The 20791-nt window shown below is 43.7% G+C and carries 22 protein-coding genes; 18 read left to right on the top strand and 4 right to left on the bottom strand.

The genetic code is table 11. The features are described from left to right. Nucleotides 1-52 precede the first annotated feature (52 nt). The 13 genes from ACZ41C_RS09170 (at nucleotide 53) to ACZ41C_RS09110 (ending at nucleotide 9314) form a co-directional block, all read left to right on the top strand. Complete coding sequence (locus ACZ41C_RS09170; protein WP_464560889.1) at nucleotides 53-682, top strand: DUF4286 family protein; 630 nt, start codon at nucleotides 53-55, stop codon at nucleotides 680-682. A gap of 53 nt (nucleotides 683-735) precedes the next feature. Then, nucleotides 736-1611 carry a 16S rRNA (adenine(1518)-N(6)/adenine(1519)-N(6))-dimethyltransferase RsmA gene (gene rsmA, locus ACZ41C_RS09165; RefSeq protein WP_464560887.1) on the top strand — a complete coding sequence of 292 codons (876 nt, stop codon included), beginning with the start codon at nucleotides 736-738 and terminating at the stop codon, nucleotides 1609-1611. Next, nucleotides 1598-2953 (top strand): magnesium transporter, encoded by a 1356-nt coding sequence (mgtE, locus tag ACZ41C_RS09160; protein ID WP_464560885.1) that lies wholly within the window; start codon nucleotides 1598-1600, stop codon nucleotides 2951-2953. Before rsmA ends, mgtE begins: the two co-directional genes overlap by 14 nt. Nucleotides 2954-3049: 96 nt before the next feature. After that, entirely contained in the window at nucleotides 3050-4789 is a 1740-nt protein-coding gene (locus ACZ41C_RS09155; RefSeq protein WP_464560883.1) for a glycoside hydrolase family 13 protein, read from the top strand. A 99-nt stretch (nucleotides 4790-4888) separates the two neighbouring features. After that, nucleotides 4889-5254, top strand: coding sequence for a cupin domain-containing protein (locus ACZ41C_RS09150; protein WP_464560881.1), 366 nt, complete (start codon nucleotides 4889-4891; stop codon nucleotides 5252-5254). A gap of 7 nt (nucleotides 5255-5261) precedes the next feature. Beyond that, a complete protein-coding gene (locus tag ACZ41C_RS09145) occupies nucleotides 5262-6206 on the top strand; it encodes a 2-hydroxyacid dehydrogenase (RefSeq protein WP_464560879.1) in 945 nt (314 codons plus the stop codon). A gap of 32 nt (nucleotides 6207-6238) precedes the next feature. After that, entirely contained in the window at nucleotides 6239-6610 is a 372-nt protein-coding gene (locus tag ACZ41C_RS09140; RefSeq protein WP_464560877.1) for a VOC family protein, read from the top strand. Nucleotide 6611: 1 nt separating this feature from the next. After that, entirely contained in the window at nucleotides 6612-7067 is a 456-nt protein-coding gene (locus ACZ41C_RS09135) for a DUF1801 domain-containing protein (RefSeq protein ID WP_154917391.1), read from the top strand. 7 nt (nucleotides 7068-7074) lie between these two features. After that, nucleotides 7075-7461: a VOC family protein gene (locus ACZ41C_RS09130; RefSeq protein ID WP_464560874.1), complete on the top strand. Its 387-nt coding sequence runs from the start codon at nucleotides 7075-7077 to the stop codon at nucleotides 7459-7461. A gap of 53 nt (nucleotides 7462-7514) precedes the next feature. Continuing rightward, a complete protein-coding gene (locus tag ACZ41C_RS09125) occupies nucleotides 7515-7901 on the top strand; it encodes a TM2 domain-containing protein (protein ID WP_138257900.1) in 387 nt (128 codons plus the stop codon). Between the two features lie 77 nt (nucleotides 7902-7978). Continuing rightward, on the top strand, nucleotides 7979-8302 hold the full coding sequence (locus ACZ41C_RS09120) for an ArsR/SmtB family transcription factor (protein WP_464560872.1): 324 nt from the start codon (nucleotides 7979-7981) through the stop codon (nucleotides 8300-8302). A gap of 15 nt (nucleotides 8303-8317) precedes the next feature. Continuing rightward, the gene (locus ACZ41C_RS09115; RefSeq protein WP_464560870.1) at nucleotides 8318-8803 is read left to right on the top strand and encodes a DUF6428 family protein; all 486 of its coding nucleotides are present in this window, start codon (nucleotides 8318-8320) and stop codon (nucleotides 8801-8803) included. Nucleotides 8804-8819: 16 nt separating this feature from the next. Continuing rightward, nucleotides 8820-9314, top strand: a complete 495-nt coding sequence (locus tag ACZ41C_RS09110) for an N-acetyltransferase family protein (RefSeq protein WP_464560868.1) — start codon at nucleotides 8820-8822, stop codon at nucleotides 9312-9314. A 4-nt stretch (nucleotides 9315-9318) separates the two neighbouring features. Here the strand turns inward: ACZ41C_RS09110 and ACZ41C_RS09105 are convergent, their stop codons facing one another. The 3 genes from ACZ41C_RS09105 to ACZ41C_RS09095 form a co-directional block, all read right to left on the bottom strand. After that, the gene (locus ACZ41C_RS09105) at nucleotides 9319-11133 is read right to left on the bottom strand and encodes a GNAT family N-acyltransferase (RefSeq protein WP_464560866.1); all 1815 of its coding nucleotides are present in this window, start codon (nucleotides 11131-11133) and stop codon (nucleotides 9319-9321) included. Nucleotides 11134-11217: 84 nt separating this feature from the next. Then, nucleotides 11218-12465, bottom strand: a complete 1248-nt coding sequence (locus tag ACZ41C_RS09100) for an aspartate kinase (protein WP_138257905.1) — start codon at nucleotides 12463-12465, stop codon at nucleotides 11218-11220. A 23-nt stretch (nucleotides 12466-12488) separates the two neighbouring features. Then, nucleotides 12489-12968 carry a GNAT family N-acetyltransferase gene (locus tag ACZ41C_RS09095; protein ID WP_138257906.1) on the bottom strand — a complete coding sequence of 160 codons (480 nt, stop codon included), beginning with the start codon at nucleotides 12966-12968 and terminating at the stop codon, nucleotides 12489-12491. Nucleotides 12969-13076: 108 nt separating this feature from the next. On the opposite strand from ACZ41C_RS09095, the gene fbp reads away from it, so the two are divergent. Further along, a complete protein-coding gene (gene fbp, locus ACZ41C_RS09090) occupies nucleotides 13077-14087 on the top strand; it encodes a class 1 fructose-bisphosphatase (protein WP_272635617.1) in 1011 nt (336 codons plus the stop codon). A gap of 167 nt (nucleotides 14088-14254) precedes the next feature. Here the strand turns inward: fbp and ACZ41C_RS09085 are convergent, their stop codons facing one another. After that, nucleotides 14255-14677: a tellurite resistance TerB family protein gene (locus tag ACZ41C_RS09085; protein ID WP_272635618.1), complete on the bottom strand. Its 423-nt coding sequence runs from the start codon at nucleotides 14675-14677 to the stop codon at nucleotides 14255-14257. 307 nt (nucleotides 14678-14984) lie between these two features. On the opposite strand from ACZ41C_RS09085, the gene ACZ41C_RS09080 reads away from it, so the two are divergent. From ACZ41C_RS09080 to ACZ41C_RS09065, 4 genes are all read left to right on the top strand, one after another. Next, nucleotides 14985-16007, top strand: a complete 1023-nt coding sequence (locus tag ACZ41C_RS09080; protein WP_464560862.1) for a ligase-associated DNA damage response exonuclease — start codon at nucleotides 14985-14987, stop codon at nucleotides 16005-16007. Next, nucleotides 16004-17692: an ATP-dependent DNA ligase gene (locus ACZ41C_RS09075; RefSeq protein ID WP_464560860.1), complete on the top strand. Its 1689-nt coding sequence runs from the start codon at nucleotides 16004-16006 to the stop codon at nucleotides 17690-17692. Before ACZ41C_RS09080 ends, ACZ41C_RS09075 begins: the two co-directional genes overlap by 4 nt. Nucleotides 17693-17792: 100 nt before the next feature. Next, on the top strand, nucleotides 17793-18110 hold the full coding sequence (locus ACZ41C_RS09070) for a GIY-YIG nuclease family protein (RefSeq protein WP_464560858.1): 318 nt from the start codon (nucleotides 17793-17795) through the stop codon (nucleotides 18108-18110). Nucleotides 18111-18244: 134 nt separating this feature from the next. After that, a complete protein-coding gene (locus ACZ41C_RS09065; RefSeq protein ID WP_464560856.1) occupies nucleotides 18245-20710 on the top strand; it encodes a ligase-associated DNA damage response DEXH box helicase in 2466 nt (821 codons plus the stop codon). Nucleotides 20711-20791 lie beyond the last annotated feature (81 nt).

Raw genomic sequence — 20791 nt, 5'->3', positions numbered from 1 at the left:
CGCAAAGCGAATAGCGAACAATCAACAACCAAAAACGAACAACCATCACCCCATGTACATTTATAACGTAACCAGCAACATAGAGGATAAGGCCCATGAAAAATGGCTTCACTGGATGAAATCCGTACATATTCCAGAGGTGCTTGCCACAGGAAAGTTCCTGAGTGCAAAAATGACCAAGGTATTGGCCGAAGAAGGTACGGGGCACACCTATTCCGTCCAATATACCGTGGCCAGCAAGGAAATGCTCAATGACTATTACAGGGAGGATGCCCCAAGATTAAGGCAAAAAGGGCAAAAATTATTTGCGGACCAATTGATTTCATTCCGGACGGAACTAGAGGTGGTCGATGAGTTTTTTGTGCATCGGAATACCGCAACGCACCACCTTTTTACCTATGGCACCTTGCAGGAAAAAGAGGTTCAATTGGGCGTTTTTTCAAGGCTTCTGGGCGGGTATGATGATACCCTACACGGACATCGGATTTCCGATATAAAAGTCGCCGGTTTATATCCCACCTTGGAACCGACCCATAATCCGCAAGATAAAATTCACGGTAAAGTCTATGTACTTACGGACGATGAATTGAAAAAGGCCGATTTCTATGAAGGGGACGCCTACGAAAGAATCGAGGTCGGTTTGCTTTCAGGTAAAAAAGCTTGGGTATATTTGGCAAGGTAATCACCTAGCTCTAGGTGAACCTGACGTTTGGGTAAGCTTTAAAAAAATCTGAAATGGGAAAAAGAAAGGGAAAGGGAAAAAATAAAAAGCCTCGCGATGATCAGGGAAACTATGCCGACCAAAAAAGTCCGGTCAAAGCCAAAAAGCACCTAGGGCAGCACTTTTTAAAGGACGAGAACATCGCCCAAAAAATTTCGGAAACACTTTCATTCAAAGGCTATACCCATGTGCTGGAAATCGGTCCCGGCACCGGGGTACTCACAAAATATTTATTGCGAAAGGAAATTGATTTGGTCGCTATGGATCTGGATGCCGAATCCATCATATACCTCAACCACAGTTTTCCCTTGGAACACCCCAAGGTATTTCAAGGCAACGGCTCCTTTAAGGTAGTGGAGGCCGATTTTCTGAACTACGACCTGTCCCCCCTTTTTGGTGCTGAACCCTTTGCCATCACCGGGAACTTTCCCTACAACATTTCCACACAGATCGTTATTAAAATGCTGGAGATGCGGCATCAGGTACCGGAGTTTTCCGGCATGTTCCAAAAAGAAGTGGCACAGCGTATCTGCGCAAGGGAAGGTAGTAAGACCTATGGGATATTATCCGTCCTTACGCAGGCTTTTTATGATGCGGAATACCTATTTACGGTGCATCCGCAAGTTTTTGATCCACCACCAAAAGTGCAATCCGGGGTATTGAACCTTACCCGAAAAAAGGAGTACGTTCTGGACTGCGATGAAAAATTATTGTTTACCGTTGTTAAAACCGCCTTTAACCAGCGCAGGAAAACCATCCGTAACAGTTTAAAAACACTCGGACTCTCCGAAAATCTTAAAGAAGATGCTATATTTGATCAACGTCCGGAACAGCTTTCCGTTTCGGAATTCATTGCGTTGACAAAGAAGATAGCACATGACGCCATTTAAACTCACAGAGGAACTCATTGCCCAGATAGAGGAGCTCATCGAACACCAAAGGGATACGGAGCTGAATTCCCTTTTGGAGGACGTGCATTATGCAGATGTTGCGGAAATTATCAATGAACTCAACGAGGACGAGGCCACCTATCTCATAAAACTGCTGGATAGCTACAAAACTTCTGATGTGCTTACGGAAGTGGACGAAGACGTTCGAGAAGCTATTCTGAGCAATCTTTCCTCGAAGGAAATCGCCGAGGAACTAGCGGAACTGGATACGGACGATGCCGCGGATATCATTGGGGAACTTCCGCAGGAAATGGTTCAAAAAGTAATTTCTGAAATAGCGGACCGGGAGCATGCGAAGGATATCGTTGACCTGCTTCGGTACGATGAATATTCCGCCGGGGGCCTTATGGCCAAGGAATTGGTAAAAGTAAGGGAAAACTGGAACGTACTCACTTGTGTAAAGGAAATGCGCGCCCAGGCCGAAAATGTGACCCGTGTACATTCAATTTATGTCGTGGACGAAGAAGACAAGCTCATTGGCAGGTTGTCGCTCAAGGACCTGTTGACCACTTCCACTAAAACACACATAAAAGATGTCTACATTCCCAAGGTAGACTCCGTCAACGTCAATGAAAAACCGGAAGAGGTTGCCAAGATCATGTCCAAATACGACTTGGAAGCCATCCCGGTTGTGGATGAGATTGGCAGGTTGGTGGGGCGTATCACCATTGATGACATCGTGGACGTAATCAGGGAAGAAGCGGATAGGGACTATCAAATGGCCGCAGGTATCTCGCAGGATGTAGAGGCAGATGATAGTATTCTGGACTTGACCAGGGCACGGTTGCCATGGCTGATTTTGGGCCTTATTGGCGGTATTGGAGCCTTTATGATTATGGGAGGCTTTGAGGAGGATTTCAAACAGGAGCAGTTCATTATTTTCTTTTTTACCCCTCTGATCGCCGCTATGGCCGGGAACGTAGGGGTACAATCCAGTGCCATCATCGTACAAGGCCTTGCCAATGACGATTTAAAGGGAAGTATCAGCAACCGATTGATAAAGGAAATGTTGTTGGCCACCCTAAACGGTATTATACTGGCTATTTTACTATTTATATTTGTTTGGTCCTATGAAGGCAAGGTCAATATCTCCTTTGCGATTTCCATCTCCTTGATTGCGGTCATTATAGTTGCCGGACTGATCGGTACTTTTGTACCCTTGTTCCTGCATAAAAGAGGCATAGACCCCGCCATCGCTACGGGTCCCTTTATTACCACCAGCAATGATATTTTTGGCATCCTCATATATTTTATGATCGCCAAGCTCATTTTGGGAATCTAACGCTCACGCATTTGATCTCAATTAGCTCCTTTTTTATTCCTAAATTGAAAGAATAATTTATTCCGATAAAACCATTTACCAACTAACAACGATAAAATGAATCGATTACGAACACTATGGATTCTAATGTCCTTTATGCTGATAGGTTGCCAGGAAAAAAAACAGGAACCAAAAAATGAGGCCTTTGAAATGGATCAAAAGTGGTGGAAGGAAGCCATTATTTACCAAATCTATCCCCGAAGCTTTAAAGACACAGATGGGGATGGGATTGGCGACCTTAAAGGCATCATCGAAAAATTGGATTACATAAAAAGTCTTGGGGTCACGGCCGTTTGGTTGAACCCTATTTACAGCTCACCGAACGATGATAATGGCTATGACGTGAGCGATTACAGGGGCATTATGGAGGACTTTGGAACCATGGAGGACTTTGACACCATGCTAAAAGGGATGCACGAGCGGGACATCAAGCTCATTATGGACGTGGTAGTGAACCATAGTAGCGATGAACATGAATGGTTCAAGCAGTCTAGAAGTTCACGGGACAATCCCTACAGGAATTACTACCATTGGTGGCCCGCTGAAAAAGGGAAGCCCAATTACAGATACAGTTTGTTCGATGAAAATGGGGAGGCCTGGAAATACGATTCCATCACGGATGCGTATTACCTCCATTACTTTTCCGTGAAACAACCGGACCTCAATTGGGAGAACCCCAAAGTACGCCAGGAAGTTTACGACATTATGAAGTTTTGGGCCGAAAAAGGGGTAGACGGTTTTCGGTTGGATGCCTTTCAATTCGCAGCCAAGGATACCACTTTTCCCGCCATTGACGATGACTTGGAAAAGAACTTTATCCAGTATTATGCCTTGCAAGACGGCCTGCATACCTACCTCAAGGAAATGAACAAGGAGGTCTTTAGCAAATACGATGTCATGTCCGTTTCGGAGGGAGCGGGCCGGAATTTCGAGGATGCGCATAACTTGGTGGATGCCGACCGTAACGAGCTGAACATGGCCTATGCCTTTGAAGGGGTGGATATTGCAAAGTCCGATGGATATGAACTCTCCACCCTAAAAGACGTATTCACCAAATGGGACAGGGAATTCGCCAAGGACGGATGGCTGTCCATATTTCTGGCCAATCACGACCAGGCGCGTTTGGTGAGCAGATTTGGCAATGATACCCCGGAATTTAGGGCCGCTTCGGCAAAACTGTTGAACACCTTTATATTAAGTATGCGTGGCACCCCGTATTGTTATTATGGGGATGAACTGGGTATGACCAATATCGGTTTTGAGACCATTGAGGAATATCAGGACATAGCGGCCATCAACGGATATAAAAAAGTAGTGAACCAAGGCGGCGATGTGGAGGCCTACATGGAAAACCTGAAATTCTCATCAAGGGACAACGGGAGAACGCCCATGCAGTGGGATGCATCGGCCCATGCAAATTTTACGAGCGGCACTCCATGGCTTCCGGTCAACGAAAACTATCAGGAAATCAATGTGGCCTCGAACGAAGCAGACCCAAATTCGGTACTGAAGCATTTCAAGGCCATGACCGCCCTCAGAAAGAATAACGATGTGCTCGTGTATGGAGACTACGAAATTATCGCCAAAGACCATCCCACGATTTACGCATATACACGAACCTTGGGGAACGAAAAAATAGCCGTCCTGCTAAACTTTTCGACCAGCAATGCAACGATAGACCTTCCCGAAGGATGGAATCTGGGAGACGAATGGATAAACAATTTGGAACCTATTAAAATGACCGAGAATCAAATTGAATTGTTGCCTTATCAAGCGGCCATCATACCCTTGGAGTAGCACAGATGAAACCCTCGTAGAAGGCTTGGATAGGGAAAGTTAAGTATCCTTTAAAAAGTAAATGTTTAAAAATCAGGCTATTAACCAAATTTCAAGCGAATGAAAGCAATTAACATCCAGGAAAAACATAGCCGGTTCAACACGTATTGGCACCCACATCAAATAGCGATCGTGGACGATATGCAGGTGTTACTGGCAAAGGTTAAAGGTGAGTTTGTTTGGCATTCCCATGAACAGGAAGATGAATTGTTTCAGGTCATAAAAGGGACACTCTATATGCAGTTTAGGGACCGTACCGAGGTAGTAAGGGAAGGTGAAATCATTGTCGTTCCAAAAGGGGTGGAACATTGTCCCAAGACCGATGCCGGGGAGGAAGTCCACATCCTTTTATTTGAAAAAAGTACAACGGCCCATACAGGCGATGTAACCCATGACCTCACCCAAACTAAATATCCAAAAATTTAAACATCCTATGAAAGTACTCCATGTAGATAGAAACCATCCCTTGATTATTGAACAATTCAACGCAATGGGGTTTGTGAATGATGAGGACTATGTTTCCACAAAGGAAGCGATAGAAGAGAAAATTGGGGACTACGACGGACTCATCATCCGAAGCAGATTTACCATTGACGCCTCTTTTCTGGACAAGGCGAAGCACTTAAAATTCATTGGACGCTTGGGCGCCGGTTTGGAGAATATCGATACCCGGTATGCCAAGTCCTTGGGCATCTTTTTGGCCGCTGCGCCGGAAGGAAATAGAAACGCCGTTGGGGAACATGCCCTGGGCATGCTCCTGTCCCTCTTCAATAAATTGAACAAGGCCGATGCCGAAGTCAGGAACGGCAAATGGGACCGCGAAGGCAACCGAGGGGTAGAATTGGAAGGTAAGGTAGTAGGTATCGTAGGATACGGAAACATGGGAAAATCCTTTGCCAAAAAACTAAAGGGTTTTGATGTAGAGGAGGTTATATGTTATGACATCATAGGTGGCGTAGAGGATGAATATGCCCGGCAAGTAGGCATCATGGAGTTACACCAGCGAACCGATGTCCTGAGCCTACATGTTCCCCAAACCGAGGCCACCATAGGTATGATCAATTCCGAATTTTTGAACAAGTTCCACAACGATATCTGGATCATCAACACGGCCAGGGGCAAATGCATTAAAACGGCCGATTTGGTCGGAGCGTTGAAATCGGGGAAAGTGTTGGGCGCTGGTTTGGACGTCCTTGAATATGAAAAAACCTCCTTTGAAAATATGTTTACCGGAGACGGACTTCCCGAGGCCTTTGAATATTTGACCCAAGCGGAAAATGTCATCCTCTCCCCCCATGTGGCCGGTTGGACGATAGAGAGCAAAATTAAGTTGGCACAGACCGTGGTGGACAAAATCAAAAATAAATTTGTAGCTTAAGGGATTGATAGTCAAACTTAAACACCTTTAAAATGAACTTAGGCTCTTTTTCCGTAAGCCTTAGTGTCAAGGACATTAAGGCCTCCAAAGCGTTTTATGAAGCTTTGGGCTTCTCGGTTTTCCATGGCGATATTGAACAAAATTGGCTGATTCTAAAAAATGAAACCTCTACCATTGGGCTCTTTCAAGGTATGTTTGAAAAGAATATCCTCACCTATAATCCCGGTTGGGATTCTAATGCCAATACCTTGAACAATTATACCGATATCCGTGACATCCAAAAGAAGCTAGAAGCCAAGGGCATCAACCTTGTGCGTAAGGTAGAAGAAGGTACCTCAGGACCTGCCAGCATTACGTTATTAGACCCAGATGGCAACCCCATTTTAATAGACCAACACGTTTGAGATGCAGTACAAGGCGGATTCACCAGAAGACTATATTTCCCAATTGCCCGAAGAAAGAAAGGCGGTAATTTTGGAAATTAGGAAAAACATCCTGGAAAATCTACCGGAAGGTTTTGAGGAACAGATCAGCTATGGCATGTTGGGCTATGTAGTGCCGCATAGCCTGTATCCCGCCGGTTACCATGTAGATCCGAAACTTCCTCTCCCCTTTATAAATTTGGCGTCCCAAAAAAACTTTGTAGCCCTCTATCATTCCGGTCTGTACGCGGACCCCAAGTTGTTGGATTGGTTTAAAACGGAATATCCTAAACACAGTAAACGTAAATTGGATATGGGGAAAAGCTGTATTAGGTTCAAGAACTTGGACGACATTCCCTATGTACTTATTGGGAATCTAGCGCGCAAAATGAGCGTTCAGGACTGGATAGCCCTTTACGAGAATAAAACTGGAAAATAAGAAACGTATGAAAAACAGGGTAACTGGATTGGGGGGATTCTTTTTTAAGACATCAGATCCGGATAAAACTAAGGAATGGTACAGAAACCATTTAGGACTGAATACAGATCAATACGGTTGTACATTTTGGTGGAAGGACAAAGACGGAAACGACCGTACTACACAATGGAGTCCCATGAAAGAGGACACCCAATACTTTAAGCCCAGTACTTCCTCCTTCATGATGAACTTTAGAGTGGAATACTTAATTGAACTTTTGGAAGTATTGAAAAAGGAGGGAGTTACAATTGTCGGGGAAGTTGAGGAATACGATTATGGTAAGTTTGGTTGGATTCTAGACCCAGATGGCAATAAATTGGAGCTTTGGGAACCTAATGATAAAGTTTTTTTGTGATATCGTTTTATTCTTTACTTTTAAATTATAATTAACCACCTAAAAATAATACCATGTCAGAAGAAAACAAAGATTTTGGCGATAAGGCAGAAGATGCTGCCAACGATTTCGCCAATGAAGCAAAAAAGACCGCAAATGAATTCACTGAAGGCTTAAAAAGTGCTACTGGTGGAAGTGAGAACAAAAAAGTATTGGCGGGTATTCTAGCAATTTTATTGGGTTCGCTTGGGGTACATAAGTTCATACTAGGATATCAAAAGGAAGGATTCATCCTTTTAGGGGTTTCATTAGCTGCTTATGTTTTGTCATGCTTAGCCGTTGGGCTGTTGTTTGTTTGGATTCCGGGATTAGTCGGTTTGATTGAAGGGATTATCTATCTTACCAAATCAGACGAAGAGTTTTATAACACCTATCAGGTGGGCAAGAAACCTTGGTTCTAAAATAAAAAAAGCCTTTATGAAAAAGGCTTTTTTTATTTTAATTTATTATCGTAATATTGCAATATATAAATATTACTATGGGAGCTATCAAAACACAAATTTTTACCAACAGGCAGAACGAACTAGCCGTTATACTTAAGGTGTTGGCCAACCCTGCACGGATTGCCATCCTAGAATATATAAGCAAGCAGGAAGCCTGTATCTGCAACGATATTGTAGACGAAATAGGCCTGGCCCAACCTACCATTTCCCAGCATTTAAAAGAATTGAAGAGTATCGGTTTAATTTCTGGGGAAATAGAAGGGAAACGGGTATGCTATTGCATCAATCTGGAAAGATGGTCGGCCATTCAAGAAATGCTCAACTCCTTTTTCAACAAAACCAAAACAAATTGCTGTTAACCAAAAAATTATAGTATGAAAACAAAAGAACTTTTGAACATCCTTGAAGGAAATTCTGGTAAAAACTTACTTTTTGAATATGCTCCCGGTCTATTGGTAGGTGCCAATTATCACATCACCGAAGTGAAAAATGTAACCATCGACTCCGTTGATTGTGGTGCAAACCCCGACTTTTGGAAGGAAACCATCATCCAACTCTATGAAAGTCCATTGGAAAAGGACAAACGGGAGTATATGAGTGCCTACAAAGCACTTTCCATTCTCAAAAAAGTGGACAAGATAAAGCCCATGGAAAGGGATGTAGAGGTCAAGTTTGAATACAGCAACCAAAGTTTTCATACCGCACAATTATTCGTGAACGATTATGAAATTTCGCATAACAATCTAATTATAAAATTGGGCGTGGAACAAACGGATTGTAAGGCCAAAGAGACCTGTGGTATCCCTGAAAAAGCTACAGAAGCCGTTTCAGCATGTGTGCCGGGAAGCGGCTGTTGTTAATCCATAAGGACTTTCAATGATTTCAATTAGACCAATGGCCGCCACCGATTGGGAAAAGGTTGCCAAAATTTATGGGGAAGGCATTGCCACGGGCATGGCCACTTTTGAGACCCAGATTCCCACTTACGAAAAATGGGACAGGTCGCACTTGAAAATTTGTCGGTTTGTGGGACTTTATGAGGACAATCTTGCTGGATGGGCAGCGTTGGCGCCCGTCTCTAGCCGACATGTATACAGGGGCGTAGCGGAGGTCAGCATATACATAGGTGAAAAGTATAGGGGGCTGGGCCTTGGGAAAGCGCTTTTAAAACACCTGATTTTGGAGAGTGAAGCACAAGGATTTTGGACCTTACAATCGGGGATTTTTCCATCGAACCAAACAAGTATTAAATTACACGAATCGGCAGGTTTCAGAAAAATCGGTGTCCGCGAGCGGGTTGGAAATTTGAGCGGTGTTTGGATAGACAATGTCCTTTTCGAAAGACGCAGTACGGTTATCGGTATAGATTAAAACCTTACTCTTGATTTTGTTGGGATTCAGCCAACTTGCGTTCCAATTCCGCCTGAAACTCCTCCATGACCGGTTTTACGGTACTTTCGGGCAAATCGGCAATTTTAATGTACATGAGACCGTCCACGGAATTATTGAAAAGTGGATCTACATTGAAAGCGACTACCTTGGCGTTCTGTTTGATGTATTTTTTGATAAGGACGGGCAAACGAAGGCTACCGGGTTCCACCTCATCAATCATCTTATCGAACTTATTTAAATCGGCCTGCGTCTCATCAAAGACAAACTCTTTATCGGCATCCTTAAGCTTTACCTTGAATTCCTTTTTGGGCCGAATGTATTGGGCCACATAGGGATCCCAATAATGCGACTTCATAAACTCGATCATCAAGCTCTTTGAAAAATTGGAGAATTGGTTGCTGATACTTACGCCCCCTATTAGGTATTTATGCTCCGGATGCCTTAAGGTCGTATGTACGATACCTTTCCATAATAAGAACAGGGGCATGGGTTTTTGCTGGTATTCCTTGGTAATGTAGGCCCTTCCCATTTCAATGGAATTTTTCATCATCCCATAAAGTTCGGGTTCCACCCGGAACAGGTCCTGCAAATAAAACCCGTCGATGCCGTATTCCGGGAAAATTTCCGAACCCAGACCCATGCGGTAGGCACCCACAATGCATTTTTCCGCATCGTCCCATAAAAAAAGATGGTAATAATAGGAATCGAACTTGTCCAGGTCAATGGAATTATTGGTGCCCTCCCCTATCTCCCGAAAGGTAACCTCTCGCTGCCGTCCAATTTCCTTGAGGATAAAAGGCATATCCTTCTCCTTGGCTAGGAAAACCTCGTAGTTCTTACTTTGCAACAACCTGCAATCCTTTTCCCGAAGCTTTTCGATTTCGCCCTGCATCACCTCTTTTCGCATGGCGGAAGCAATCTTTTTGGGCGGTTTGGGGATTTTTAGGGAAGTGGGTATTTGGTCTATCAGCCGTTCCTTTTCGTAGGCGTTGGAGAGAATATAGGTCTTTCTTCGCAACAGATCTGCAAATTCAACCATGTCTTCCTGTTCCTTTTGGGTCTGTACCGTTATAGGCTGGCCGATCCTGATTTTTATGGGTCTGTTATGTTGTGAAAATACCTGTGAAGGAATCATAGCCGTTCTAAAAATATCGTTCAGTTTGGAAAGCCTATAAAAAAGCTTGCTATTTCTGGCATGAAAATAAATAGGGACTACCGGTACCTCCGCCTTTCTTATTAGCTTTAAGACAGCATCTTCCCAAGGTTTGTCCACGATCAATTTTCCATCGCGATACGTGGAAACTTCCCCTGCCGGAAATATCCCCAAGGGATGCCCATCCCTTAGATGTGTGAGTGTCCTTTTAAATCCGCTAACACTACTTTTGGCATCCTTATGCCCTTCGAACGGATTTACCGGAAGAATGTAAGGGTCCAATGGCACCATACGCTGTAACAGGAAGTTGGCCATGATCCTGAAATCCGGTCTTTTGGGAAGCAATAGGTTCATCAGCAGAACACCGTCAATAGCTCCCAAGGGATGGTTACTAATGGTGATGAACGGGCCGTCTTTGGGCAATCGCCTAAAATCCTCTTCGGGAATTTCAAAATCGATTTCAAAATGGTCCAAAACGGCCTGGGTAAATTCCTTGCCCTCCAAGTGCGAAATACTATCGTAAAACCTATTGACACCGGATATGCGGGTGACCTTCATCAATACCCAACCTATAAAAGTTCCCAGAAAGCCGTACTTGGACAAGTTAACGGCCTTTGCCACTTCTTTTGCGGTCACTAAACCCATACCCTAAACAATTTCAGGGCATAAATATAGGAAAATGGTAGTGGAGGTCACTATTTTAAAGAAGGGAAAAAATAGCGCAGAAGGCTATTTCACCACTAATTGCACCGTTTCCTTACCCCGCTGTTCCAACAGAACTTCATGCCCATTGACCAAGGATTCGAGTGCTTGGGCGTTAAAATGCCGGATGGTGTAGAGCGAAACATCCTCATGGTGTACCACCTTGAACTTACTTTTTAATTGCTGTAAAAGATCTTGCAAACCACCAAATTTGTTATCTACACAAACTGAAAAACTTATAGCGGAATTTTGGATCAGGTCCACCTTGATCTTAAAGTCATGAAATAGCTTGAAAATCTCACTGATGTTGTTCTCCACCATGAAGGAAAAATCCAGTGAGGACAATTTCATAAGCACTTGGTTTTTCTTAACGATGAAGCAGGGAACTTTGGGTTCGATGCCCATGCCCTTGCCCACCGTAGTCCCGGGGTCCTTGGGGTTCAAAAATGATTTTACATGTAAGGGTATTTCCTTACGCTGTAACGGCTGCAGGGTCTTTGGATGTATGACCGATGCACCATAGAAGGCAAGTTCGATCGCCTCTCGATAGGATATATTGTTCAACAACTGCGTTTCCTTAAAATATCTAGGATCTGCGTTCAAAACACCGGGCACATCCTTCCAGATGGTCACGGAGTCTGCATTAAGGCAATAGGCGAGAATGGCAGCGGTATAATCCGACCCCTCCCTTCCCAAAGTGGTCGTAAAGTTGTTGTCGTCACTACCCAAAAAACCTTGGGTGATGTTCAGTACCTTCTTATCGATATCCGCTACATTGGCCTGGGTCCTTTCCCAGTTTACGGTAGTGTCCCTGTAACTGTTATCGGTCTTGATATAATTGCGCACGTCCAACCAGTTATTGGCGATACCGACTTTCTCCAAATAGGCACTGATAATGGTGGTAGAAATCAATTCTCCATATCCTACAATTTGGTCATAGACAAAATTGTAATTGGGGGATTTGTTCCAGACCAAAAATCCGTTGATCTCATCGATCAACACCTTAAAGTCCTTATAAATTTTATGTTGTTTGTTCTCAAACAGATCGTTTATGATGCCGTTGTGGTACTCCACAATGTCCGAGATTTTTGAGGGAATGTCCTTCTTGTTCTTAAAATAGGCATTTACCACCTCTTCCATGGCATTGGTGGTCTTTCCCATGGCGGAAACTACTAACAGCGTGTTTTCATAGCCTACTGTCTGCAATACGTTTACTACATTTTTTACCGCTTCCGCATCTTTCACGGAGGCACCTCCAAACTTAAATACTCTCATACACGAATTACGATTCTAAAATTTTAAATCTTCGCCAAATAGTTGGCTATCCCTTTTTCATCCAAGTGCACCACGTCCCAATCGCGTTTTACATCTGCACCTTTGCTTTTATAAAATTCAATAGCAGGTTCGTTCCAATCGAGCACCTCCCAACTTATCCTTTTTACACCCAATTTGTGGCCATACTTCACTACCTCGTTCAACAAAGCGGTCCCCAGACCACTTCCACGCATTTTCTCCGTGACGATGAGATCCTCCAAGTGGATGATGGGTCCCTTCCACGTAGAATATCTGGGGTAGACCAAGGCCATTCCAACGATATTCCCTTCCTGTTCGGCCACGAAACAGTGGAATAACTTATCATCTCCAAAGCCACTCCTTTCCAGATCGGCCACGGTAACCTCAACCGCATTTTCCTCTTTTTCGAATACGGCAAGCTCCCGGATCAATTCCAACACCTGTACCATATCCTCCCTTCGGGAAGCTCTGATATTATAATTCATTGTTACAAATAAAACACAAAGTTATAATTTTAAACAAAGAAGTGAAAACCAAACACAAGAGTTTCACAAAATAGGCGTTATTTGTAGTGAGATCAACCTTTATATCCTATGTCGGCCTTCAGAAAACAAACCTTAGGGGAATTTATCATTGAAAACCAGAAATCTTTCCAATATTCCTCTGGGGAACTATCCAAATTAATCAACGCCATTCGTTTGGCTGCCAAGGTGGTAAACCACGAAGTCAACAAGGCGGGGCTAGTGGATATAATTGGTACCTCGGGCGAGACCAATATCCAAGGGGAAAACCAACAGAAATTGGATGTTTTTGCCAATGAAAAGTTCATACAGACCTTAACCAATAGGGAAATTGTCTGTGGAATAGCATCCGAAGAAGAGGATAGTTTCATTTCTATAAACAGCAGTGATGAAAACCATCAGAATAAATATGTAGTGCTCATAGACCCTTTGGACGGTTCCTCCAATATAGATGTAAACGTATCTGTAGGTACTATCTTTTCCATTTACAGAAGGGTGACCCCGGTTGGTACCCCAGTCACCATTGAGGACTTTCTACAACCTGGTAACCAACAGGTTGCCGCGGGTTACGTTGTTTACGGAACCTCCACCATGATTGTCTACACAACTGGCGATGGTGTTAACGGTTTTACCCTCAACCCAGCTTTGGGAACCTTTTACCTATCGCACCCCAATATGAAATTTCCAGAAAACGGCAAGATTTATTCCGTGAACGAAGGGAACTACGTTCATTTTCATCAAGGTGTGAAGGACTTTATCAAATATTGCCAAATGGAGGAAGAAGACAGGCCCTACACATCAAGGTACATTGGGTCTTTGGTATCGGATTTTCATCGGAACATGATAAAGGGCGGCATTTATATGTACCCCAAAAGTAGCCTCACTGGAAACGGAAAATTGAGATTACTGTATGAATGCAATCCCATGGCCTTTATTGCAGAGCAGGCGAACGGAATCGCCATTGGTGGTAAAACGCGGATTCTGGACATACAACCGACCGAACTGCACCAACGTGTTCCCTTTTTCTGCGGTAGCCGGAAAATGGTGGAAAAACTGCAGGAATTCCTGGATAAGTACCAGTAAACAACCTCGGGGCAAGCTCAGGAGATATTCTTCGAAAACGAACTTTTAATTTTGATGCCTGCCCGACTGGCGTTCAGGCGGGCAAGCCTCGGTGTATTATAGCTTTTGGCGGTGCCAATAAAAAAGGGAGCGAATCGCTCCCCTTTCTGTTTCAAGTGCTTTGTAAATTATTTCTTGACCAAATAGAGGTAATCCTCAAAATCAAGTTTACCTCCAAAAATTTGAACGGAACGTTCTATAACTTTATCTGCCTTTTCCCCATTAAAACCTAGTCCAATAGCATATTTTTTAACCAGAATCTTTTCTTCCGGATCCATTTCATGATCAGAATAAATAATCCTGAACAAATCATAAAGTCGCTCCAAACGTTTCTCGGAATCAAGCGGCGCCTCAATAGGATACTTGTTCTCTTTTTTAAGGACTTCCTTATATTCGGACTGTGTGATATCCAGTTTGGTGGCAAATCGGTCCAATAAAAGCTTTTCCTCCGTACTTACCTCTCCATCAACAGAGGCAAGAGTAGCGAGGGCCGCAAAATGTGCCAAATTTCTTCTATGTTCTCCACTGGTATATAAATCTGCAATGGCCATAATCGTATTTTGTTTTATTGGGCAAATATAATTTTTTTACAGGTCATAGTTTATATCCCGTCCAACTTTGTTTCTACGCAAATTTGTAACTTCACGATGCTATGAAATGAGCCATAACAAGTCCTGATACCCACCGGGATGTCCCGATAGCTATCGGGATGGCGAAAACGAAGTTTCATGAATACCGCTGAAAAGCAAATAGTAAATAATGAACTAAATCAAAGATTCATGAACACCTTTTTAAAATACAATAAACAGCGATGTGAATAATTGCATCTGACCATTTAATACCATTAAATATAAACAGATGAAATCACCCCTTTTAAAATTTACCGATAAAGGTATCTATTGTGAAAAAGCGGACGTTTACCTAGATCCGTGGAAACCTGTTAAAAAGGCTATTATCACCCACGGCCATGCGGACCACAGTCGCTGGGGAAACGAACAGTATATCACGCATCCAAGGAACATTCCCATTATCTCACATAGGTTGGGTGATATTAAGACCACAGGATTTGAATGGGGCGAAACCTTCACCGTTAACAACGTAAAATTTAGCCTGCATCCAGCGGGACATATCATTGGAGCTTCCCAAGTTAGGGTAGAACACAAAGGCGAGGTCTGGGTATTTACCGGGGATTACAAAACGGAGGACGATGGCATATCCACCCCGTATGAGCCTGTAAACTGCCATACGTTTATCACCGAATGTACCTTTGGTCTTCCTGCCTTTAAATGGTTGCCCCAAAAAGAGGTCCTAGCAGATATTAACAAATGGTGGCTGGAGAACAAAAAGGAAGGTAAGACCTCCATCCTATTTGGTTACAGTCTTGGAAAGGCACAGCGATTGTTAAAGTATTTGGATACAGAGATTGGCACCATTTTCACCCATGGGGCCATAGAGAATATGACGGAAGTCCTAAGGCCGATGGTCTCTTTCCCTCCCACCAAATTGGTCACTAAAGAAACAACCAAAAAAGAACTTTTGGGAAACATCGTTTTGGCCCCTCCCAGTGCCCATGGCAGCCCTTGGATCAGGAAGATGGTGCCCTATGTAACGGCATCGGCAAGTGGTTGGATGACCTTTCGGGGAGCTAGACGCAGACGAGCCATCGACAAAGGTTTTGTCCTTAGCGATCATTGCGATTGGCAAGGCTTACTTTCCAGTATTGAAGCTACAGGCGCAGAAAAAGTCATTTGTACGCATGGCTATAGCGATATTTTTTCCCGATACCTTAGGGAACAAGGATACGATGCACGCACCGAAGCCACTCAATATGAAGGCGAACAGGGCGAGATGGAAACCTCAAAATCTGTATCCGAATCATGAAACGATTTGCGCAAATTATTAAGACGCTGGACAGCACTAACAAGACTACCGTTAAGGTTGATGCCCTCACCCAATACTTTTTGAAGGCTAATGATACCGATAAAGTTTGGACCATCGCCATCCTATCGCACCGCAGGCCTCCCAGACCCGTGAACACGACACTTTTAAGGGAATGGGCATCGGAACTTGCGAACATCCCTTTATGGCTTTTTGAGGAGAGCTACCACATTGTTGGCGACCTGGCCGAAACCATCTCCTTGGTGGTCCCTTCATCAAAAGCGTCCACAGGGAAGACCCTGACCCAATTCTTGGAGGAGATGATAGCGCTCAAAAAGAAATCGGACTACGAAAAAAAGCAGTATCTTTTTGACAATTGGAAGGTTCTGGATTACTATGAACGGTTCGTTTTCACCAAATTGATAACAGGCGGTTTCCGCATTGGGGTGAGTCAGAAATTGATGACAAGGGCACTCTCCAAGGCCACTGAAATTGACGAGGACATTCTCGCCTATAAGTTAATGGGGAATTGGGACCCCAATACAATTTCCTTTCAACAGCTGGTCTTGGAGGAGCACAAAACCGACTACCTATCCAAACCCTATCCCTTTTATTTGGCCTATGCGCTAGAAGAAGTCCCGGAAAGTTTGGGCGATGTTAACGAATGGTCCATGGAACACAAATGGGACGGTATACGTTCACAGGTCATCCTAAGAAATGATGAAATCTTTGTCTGGAGCCGGGGCGAGGAACTGGTTACAGACAAGTACCCGGAATTTGAACAGTTTATCGGTTTTATTCCCAATGGAACGGTCATCGATGGCGAAATATTACCCTACCCAAAAGGACAAATAGGGACCTTTAACGACTTGCAAAAACGAATCGGGAGGAAATCGGTTTCAAAATCCCTCCTCACAAAAGTTCCCGTCATTCTTAAAGCATATGATTTATTGGAATGGCAGGGAACGGATATCCGGCAGAAACCTTTTTCCGAACGCAGACAATTGTTGGAAGCTCTGTTTGAAACCGTGGCTACGACTACGCTCAGCCACCAGAAATCAAAAACTACAGAGCAAAGTGAAAGTGGGGGCACTCAACGAAATCGAAGTGATTTGCCCCTACAACTCTCGGAAACCATGCAGTTTGATTCCTGGCAGGAGGTTGCCAAAGAAAGGGAGCTTTCCAGAGAAAAACACAGTGAAGGGTTGATGCTAAAAAGAAAAGACTCTCCGTATTTGGTAGGGCGAAAAAAGGGGGATTGGTGGAAATGGAAGGTAGATCCATTAACAATAGATGCCGTGCTCACCTATGCCATGCGAGGGCACGGGCGTAGAAGCAACTTGTTTACCGATTACACTTTTGCCCTGTGGGACGAAAATGAGAAGGGGGAACGGGAATTGGTCACCTTTGCGAAAGCGTACTCCGGACTCACCGATGCCGAATTTAGAACATTGGATGCATGGATCAAGAAAAACACATTGGAACGTTTTGGCCCGGTACGAAGTGTGACCCCACATCATGTGTTTGAAATTGCCTTTGAAGGAATCGCCCTGTCCAATAGGCACAAAAGTGGCGTTGCTACCCGTTTTCCCCGTATGCTACGATGGCGACAGGATAAAAACATTCATGAAGCGAATAGTTTGGGTGAGCTCAAAAACCTAATCCCTAATTCCGAGAATTCGGGATGAAGGAATCTCTTCGCTAAAAAACTGGACATTGGAGAAAACACAAACCAAAATAATTAAAACATATTTTAAGATTTAAATTTGGTTAGCTTCAATTAACGATATGAAGGGATATGCCTATATAACAACAAACAAAAACAAAACCGTTTTATATGTAGGTGCCACAAATAATATTGAGCGGAGAATGAATGAGCATAAACACAGAATTTATAAAAACGCATTTACTAAAAGATATAATTGTGATATTCTGGTGTATTTTGAAAAGTTTGATAAAGTACAAGATGCATTTATTCGAGAAAAACAATTGAAGTCAGGGAATAGAAAAAAGAAAATTGCGCTAATTAATTCAATGAACCCCAATTGGGAAGACTTATCCTCTCAATGGTATGACGAAAATTTTTTACTCAGAAGCAAAGAATAAAATGTTAGGCCGAATAGTTGAATTCCTTCGCTTCGAATATTAAAAATTAGAACTATTATCAAACAGATTCCTTCGCTTCGAATATAAAAAATTAGAACTATTAACAAACAGATTCCTTCGCTTCGCTCGGAATTATGACTAGAGATGAACTTTTCCATATCGCAGAAAACTGGTTCGAGCAACAGAATTGGTCGCCCTTCCCCTTTCAAAAGGACACCTGGAAAGCATTTCTTCAGGGCAAAAACGGACTCTTGAACGCCCCTACTGGAAGTGGCAAGACCTATGCCCTATGGTTTCCCATAGTTCTTAATTACATCAAACAAAATCCAAATTATAAGACTAAGCATAAAAAAGGGCTCAAGGCTATTTGGATTACCCCATTAAGAGCATTATCCCAAGAAATTAAGCAATCGGCCGAGCGTGTTGTTACCGATCTGGAAACCCAAATGACGGTAGGAATTCGCTCTGGGGACACCACTACCAAAACCAGGGCAGCGCAAAAAAAACAAATGCCCGATTTACTGATTACCACCCCGGAAAGTTTGCAGCTTCTTTTGGCCACAAAAGGCTATGATAAAATCTTCAAGGACTGCCAGGCGATAGTAGTGGACGAGTGGCATGAAATTCTAGGCACCAAACGGGGAGTGCAAATGGAGCTGGCCCTATCCCGACTCAAAACGATTTCCAAAAAACTTCGTATTTGGGGCATATCGGCTACCATAGGGAATATGGAGCAGGCCCGCGAAGTTTTGTTGGGGCCTGCCTCCAAAGCCTTGGAAAATTCGGTCTTGATCAAGGCAAACCTCAACAAAAAAATAACGGTCAAAAGTATCATCCCCAATAAAATGGAGACCTTCCCATGGCGGGGACACCTTGGACTCCATTTGTTGGAGTATGTAGTCCCCATCATAAAGAACAGCAGGACTACCCTACTCTTTACCAATACCCGGAGCCAATGCGAAATTTGGTTTCAGAAGATTCTGGAAAAACATCCGGAGTTTGCCGGTGAAATAGCCATGCACCATGGGAGTATCAACAAGGAAACACGTATTTGGGTAGAGAACGCCATCCGAAACGAAAGCCTTAAAGCGGCGGTATGTACCTCCAGCTTGGACCTTGGGGTTGATTTCGCCCCCGTGGAAACCGTGGTCCAGATTGGCGGGCCCAAAGGGGTTGCCCGCTTTCTTCAACGCGCAGGAAGAAGTGGCCACAGACCGGGGAAGGAAAGCGTTATCTATTTTTTGCCCACCCATGCGATTGAACTTATAGAGGCTTCGGCATTACAAAAGGCCGTGAAACACAATACCGTAGAGGACCGTATTCCCTACCTGAATAGTTACGATGTCCTATTGCAATATTTGACCACGTTGGCCATTTCCGATGGATTTTACCCAAACGAGATTTTCAAGGAAGTATCAGGAACCTTTTGCTATCAGGCAATGAGCGAGGATTATTGGCAATGGCTGTTGAACTTTTTGGTCATGGGAAGTCAAAGCTTGCAATCCTATGATGAGTATAAAAAAGTGGAAATTGAGGGGGACGGCAAATTCAAGGTGAACAACAGGGGCGTAGCCATGCGACACCGATTCCAAATCGGGACCATCGTTGGCGATGTGAACCTTACCGTGAAATATCAAAAGGGTGGCTATATAGGAACCATTGAGGAATACTTCGTTTCAAAACTCAATAAGGGCGATGTCTTCACGTTTGCTGGCAGGAATCTGGAATTCATCCGAATAAAGGATATGCAGGTGCATGTGAAAAATTCCAAGAAAAAAACCAGCAAGGTCTCTAGTTGGATGGGCAGTAGGTTGACGCTCTCCGCCCAGATGTCGGAATTACTTCGGAACGAATTGTACAGTTCCGGTGAAGCGATGGAAAACCAATCGGTGGAAATCCGATCCCTGGCCCACATTTTTGAACGGCAGCGCAGGGAAAGCATCGTGCCTCAACCCGATGAATTCCTTATTGAAACCTTTAAAAGTAGGGATGGTCACCATGCGGTTTTCTACCCTTTTGAAGGACGTTTCGTCCATGAAGCCATGGGAAGTCTTCTGGGATATCGCATCAGTCTGCTATCCCCCATTACCTTTTCCCTCGCCTTTAACGATTATGGTTTTGAACTGCTTTCGGACAAGCCGATAGATATGCAACAGGTTTTGGACAACAACCTCTTTACGACCGATTTTCTTTTGGACGACCTACAGAAAAGTTTGAATGCCACCGAAATGGCACGAAGAAAGTTCAGGGACATCGCAATCATTAGCGGGATGGTCTTTACCGGCTACCCAAACAAAGGCATCAAAATGAAACACTTACAAAGTAATTCGCAACTCTTGTTCGAAGTTTTTAGGGATTACGAACCGGACAATCTGCTCTTTCAACAGGCCTTTACGGAAACCTTTGAACATCAGCTGGAAGAAGGTCGATTGCGACTTTCCATGGAACGTATAGCGACACAAAAAATCATATGGAAACAGTGTGAAAAGCCAACGCCCTTTGCCTTCCCCTTAATCACCGACCGATTAAGCCGTGAGCGACTTTCCAGTGAAAAGTTGGAGGACCGTATCCGCAGAATGGCGGCCCTATTGATGAAGTAAGACCATTAGCCCCCAGAGGTGGAATCCTTATTTAAACTAGTCCTTTACAGATACATTTACATTTCAATAAATCAAACCCAG

Source organism: Maribacter sp. C-4077 (genome assembly GCF_055378385.1).
This window is presented reverse-complemented; position numbering and strand designations above follow the sequence as displayed.